The sequence below is a fragment of the Prosthecobacter sp. genome (assembly GCF_014879935.1).
GTDB lineage: Bacteria > Verrucomicrobiota > Verrucomicrobiia > Verrucomicrobiales > Verrucomicrobiaceae > Prosthecobacter.
Genome location: NZ_JACSRD010000197.1, coordinates 1 through 4,463, shown reverse-complemented (window position 1 = coordinate 4,463; position 4,463 = coordinate 1). Strand labels below are relative to the sequence as shown.

4 protein-coding genes and 1 pseudogene are annotated in these 4,463 nt (G+C 63.3%); 3 read left to right on the top strand and 2 right to left on the bottom strand.

Going from position 1 to position 4,463, the window contains the following annotated elements; all coding sequences use genetic code 11:
- Window positions 1-216, bottom strand: a pseudogene (locus IAE77_RS21625) (hypothetical protein); the annotation flags it as partial.
- A 381-nt stretch (window positions 217-597) separates the two neighbouring features.
- Here IAE77_RS21625 and IAE77_RS21620 point away from each other — a divergent pair.
- A complete protein-coding gene (locus tag IAE77_RS21620) occupies window positions 598-1,146 on the top strand; it encodes a YaeQ family protein (RefSeq protein ID WP_294231258.1) in 549 nt (182 codons plus the stop codon).
- Between the two features lie 255 nt (window positions 1,147-1,401).
- Here IAE77_RS21620 and IAE77_RS21615 read toward each other — a convergent pair whose 3' ends face one another.
- A complete protein-coding gene (locus tag IAE77_RS21615; RefSeq protein WP_294231256.1) occupies window positions 1,402-3,399 on the bottom strand; it encodes a PKD domain-containing protein in 1,998 nt (665 codons plus the stop codon).
- 161 nt (window positions 3,400-3,560) lie between these two features.
- On the opposite strand from IAE77_RS21615, the gene IAE77_RS21610 reads away from it, so the two are divergent.
- The gene (locus IAE77_RS21610) at window positions 3,561-4,082 is read left to right on the top strand and encodes a very short patch repair endonuclease (RefSeq protein ID WP_294231255.1); all 522 of its coding nucleotides are present in this window, start codon (window positions 3,561-3,563) and stop codon (window positions 4,080-4,082) included.
- Window positions 4,083-4,130: 48 nt separating this feature from the next.
- Entirely contained in the window at window positions 4,131-4,364 is a 234-nt protein-coding gene (locus IAE77_RS21605; RefSeq protein ID WP_294231253.1) for a type II toxin-antitoxin system RelB/DinJ family antitoxin, read from the top strand.
- Window positions 4,365-4,463: the final 99 nt, after the last annotated feature.

The window sequence follows — 4,463 nt, the reverse complement described above, 5'->3', positions numbered from 1 at the left end:
GCTGCGGATGGTGAAGATCTTCACGGTGCGGCCGGTGCTCAGCCAGTGCTGGACGCGCATGAGCATGAGCGGGACGGGCTCGCCGATGCCGAGGGGATCCGGGGTGGGGCCGGAGAGGGCGAGTGTGCCGTCCAGATCGACGCCGATCCACCCGCGGCGTCGATAGCGTGGGTAACGAAAGTCGGCTTGGTCGAAATGGGTGTCAGTGAGCGGCATTTTCAGAGGAACAGTCCAAGTTTCCGACTGCCAGCAGGGAGGCTGCGGCAGCGGGCGCTAACGTCCGGTGGATCAGAATGGGCACAAGAGTCATAAATATTCAAAAATCAGTGCTCGCGTGGCGCGGGGGCTGGTCTTGGCCGTGTCGTGCGTGGCGGGGATGGCGCAGGCTTCCATGCGATGGGTCTTTTTGAAGGTCGAGCATCAGCGAAATGGGAACGGTGCCGATCTTCGTCCAGACCTGCGGGACCGGGGCCTGACTTTTTGGGTTACTCCGCCGAGGCGGGCTGGTGGCGCGGATGGCGTCGCCGGAGCGCCTGTTTGTCGATGACGGCAAGGCTGGGCTCTTGACCGCCTGCGGACGCTCTTCACCGCTGAGGCATGGCCCTCAAAGCAATCATTCACAAAGCCAGCGTGTCGTTTTCGGACCTGGACCAGAACATCTACGTGGATCACGAGGTCACGCTCGCGAGACATCCGTCGGAGACGGAGGAGCGGATGATGGTGCGGCTGCTGGCGTGGGTGCTGAATGTGCCGGAGAACAACGACCAGGGCACGCTGGAGTTCGGGAAGGACATGTGGGAGCCGGACGAGCCGGCGCTGGTGCGGAACGACCTCACCGGGCTGCGCATGCACGAGATCGAGATCGGTCAGCCGGAGGAGAAACGACTGGTGCGGGCCTGCGGGCGGTCGAAAGCGGTGACGGTTTATGGTTTCAGCACCACGACGGCGGCATGGTGGGCCGGGGTGGCGGACAAGCTGTCGAAGGTGCGGAATCTGACGGTCTGGCAGTTCCCGCCGGAGCAGACGCAGGCCCTGGCCGGGCTGGTGGATCGGTCGATGAAGCTGCAAATCACGATCCAGGACGGGCTGATCACGGTGGATGGCGGCGGGAAGAGTGTGGAGATCGCGCCGGAGAGGCTCGTTTGAGTTCTCGGTTCTCGGTTCTCGGTTCTCGGTGAGCTGCCGTGGCTCCTGGGTGGATTGTTGGATTGTTGGGATGGTTGGATTGTTGGGATGGGCTGTGGCTCGGCTCGGTGAGCCGAGGGGAGGAGCGGTGGATGAGTGGATGGCTGGATTGATGGGGGCTGTGGCTCGGCTCGGTGAGCCGGGGGGATGGAAATGACAAGGCCGCGCGGGTGGCGCGGCCTTGCGAGGGAGGAATGGAGCTTGGAAAGGGTCAGTTTACGGAGTGGCGATGCGGTCGCTCGTTTCGACGTTCCGGGTCGGGGTGTACATGTAGCCGGAAAGGCTGATGCCGGTGACGGTGAAGGTAAAGGTGCCGCGGCTCTTGGTGCGGGTGGAGGCCAGGGCGGCGGTGCCGCTCCGACCGGTGGTTTTGGAGACGGTGCCGGTGGTGAGGCCGCTCCACTGGCCGACGACGGTGGCGTTCGGGACGAGGGCGCCGTTTTGATTGCGCACGGTGACAGTGGCGGTGGCCTGATAGCCCTGCTTCGAAGAGCTGAGCGTCATCGCGATGTTGGCAACGTAGATCACTTTGTTGCTGGCCACGGTGATGAGGACAGTGTCGGCCACGGAGGCGAGGCCGCTGTTGTCCACGACGACGAGGGAGGCGGTGTAGGTGCCCGGGGTGCTGTAGGACTTCACCGGATTGGCCACCGAGGAGGTGGTGCCATCACCGAAATCCCAATCGTAGGCGACGATGCTGCCATCGCTGTCGTAGCTGCCGACGCTGGAGAAATTGACTGCCAGGGGCGCGGCACCGGTGACAGGAGCGGAGGCGTCCGCCACGGCCACGGGAGGGACGCCAGTGACGGGCGAGACGGTGCCGGTGAGACTGAACTGGCCGAGGCTGGCGTAGTCATCGTAGGCGGTGAGCGGATCGCCCGTGCCGGCGCCTTCCACGGCGAGGTAGTAGGTGCCCTGGCTCAAGGTGGTGGCGAGGGTGGCCTCGAGCGTGGCTGGATTGGCGGAGGTGACGAGGTTTCCGAAACCGTCGTAAAGGGCGAGATTGATGTCCAGATTCGGGGACGGGGCGGCCGGCGTGGCGGAGAAGCTGACTGGCCCGCTGCCAGTGGTGAAGGCGAAGAGGTCGGCATCCGCACGGCGTTCGATGATGCCGCTGGCGCTGAGGGCGGAGCCGGTGAGCGGGGTGGCGTTCACGATGCTGTCGCCATGGGCGTCCACGCGGTAGCCGACGACGCTGGCGATGATGGCGGTGTCGTCCTGGAGGTTGTTGGCGTAGGGGTAGGAGCCTTTGCTCCACTGGACGACGTCCTTGTAGTAACCGACGCCCATGATGGGAGCCCAGTTGGCATGACCCTGGTAGTAGCCGACGGCGGCGACGTTGTCGTGGGCCACCTGGCCGTCATGGCTGAGGTTGAAGGTGTGTCCAGCTTCGTGAGAGGCGGCTTCGGCGGTGTATTTGGCGGCTCCATTGCCGAGCTGGGCGGTGAAAACGAAGCAGGGAGTGTCCGAATTCCAGGTGAAGGAGTTCAGGTAGGCCACACCTCCGGCACCGGCACCATACCAGTCGTAGCTGCTGCCGCCGATGCAGACGCGGACGCCGAACTGGGTGTCCGAGGTGGTGGTCTTGCGCAGGGCTTCGAGGCCGGGGTCCTGGGTGGTCACGTCCACGTCAAACGGGGCGTAGTCCTCGGCCACGCGCTGCCAGATGGAGTAGATGTTGTCGAGTTCCGTCTGGGAAAAGGCGGTCGTGACGGTGGCGTCAGTACTGTAGGGCGGGGTGACAATGCTGGCCCCGCTGGTGAAGCTGCTGTTCCAGGAGGTGCCTGTGGTGGTGTGGCCGTCGAAGTCGAGGTAGATCACTTTCGTGGCTCCCGGTTTGCTGTGGAGAGTGAAGGCATCGACCGCCGTGATGGCAGCCGCAGAGGTGCTTCCGGAGGTGGTCTGGGCTTTCACGATCGCGTTTTGCATGGGCAGCAAGCCCTCGCAGACGAAGTGCAGGTGGCCCTGGCGGTCGGACCGCAGGTGTTTTTCCTGTTGGCAGAGTTTCACCAGATCGGCCTCGCTGCGGTCATACCAAGCGGCGACTTGGCCCAGTTTGGCCCCGAGCATGCCCGGGATCTCCTGGGAGCGCCCGTTGCGGGGCAGATTCTGCTGCGGAAAGCCCTCACCACGGTGGTTGGTCTGGGCGTGGAGGGCTGCTGTGAGGAGGCTGGAGGCCAGGCCAATCGAACGAGTCAGGTTGAGAAGACGCATGGTGGAGAGGCGGGAATTTTCCGCTTATTTCCATATAATAACCATAATTGGCGGGCGTGGGTCAATCGTCTTTGCGGGGTAATCCACGCGGCCTGAAGCGTTCGGCGGACAAAACCAGGATTTGCCCTTGGCAGCCCTGTCCACGAGCGCCACTGGGAGGCATGCCCGACGTCTTTACCCCGGCGAAACGCAGTGAGGTGATGAGCCGCATCCGTTCGCGGGGGAACAAGGACACGGAACTGCGGCTGCGGGCGATTTTCCGCGAGCAGGGGATCACCGGATGGCGGCGGCATGTGGCGATCCGGTTTCAGGTTTCAGGTGCAAAGTTTCAAGATGGGCCGCGGAAGCCGAAGAGAGGTGTCACCAACTTGAAATCTGATACTTGGAACCTGAAACGGCAGACAAAGTCGGTCCGGCCCGACTTCATGTTCCGCCGGGAGCGGGTGGTGGTTTTCGTGAACGGCTGCTTCTGGCACGGCTGCCCGGACCATTACCGGCGGCCGAAGGGCAACCGGAAGTTTTGGGACGCCAAGATCGCCCGGAACATCGCCCGCGATGCGGAGGTGTCGAAGGCACTGCGCAAGGCCGGCTGGCGCGTGCTGCATCTCTGGGAGCATGAGCTGGCGAAGAAACGCGAGCCGCGACTGCTGGCGCGGTTGCGGCGCTGGCTGGGGGAGCGATGAGCCAGTGTTTGATTGACGGTTGGCGGGTGGCGGGTTCATGTTGGATTCATGGCGACTCCAGCGACCCTTTTATTTCGTGCTCGTGTGCCCACCCGGCGTTTTCGCAAGGTGGAGAAGGTGCTGGACAAGCTGGGATTGAAGCCAGAGGAGGCGTTCAACATGATGCTGGCCCAGATCGAACTGCGGGAAGCGCTGCCTTTTGATGTGAAGGTTTCATCCGCACCGCTGCTCGCCGTCGATGAACAAGCCGAGGAATGGACTCATGCGTTCGGCTCGTATTGAACCCAAGGCTGGTGAGGTTTGGTTCGCCGAGCTAGTGGCTCATGTCATTAAAGTTGAAGGGTAAAGCCGCTTGAGCTTGATGCGTGCGTCCTGGGTGGT

Excerpts from the sequence above, each read along its gene's own strand:
- IAE77_RS21620 (WP_294231258.1), top strand. The coding sequence starts at position 598 with ATGGCCCTCAAAGCAATCATTCACAAAGCCAGCGTGTCGTTTTCGGAC.
- IAE77_RS21615 (WP_294231256.1), bottom strand. The coding sequence starts at position 3,399 with ATGCGTCTTCTCAACCTGACTCGTTCGATTGGCCTGGCCTCCAGCCTC.
- IAE77_RS21610 (WP_294231255.1), top strand. The coding sequence starts at position 3,561 with ATGCCCGACGTCTTTACCCCGGCGAAACGCAGTGAGGTGATGAGCCGC.
- IAE77_RS21605 (WP_294231253.1), top strand. The coding sequence starts at position 4,131 with ATGGCGACTCCAGCGACCCTTTTATTTCGTGCTCGTGTGCCCACCCGG.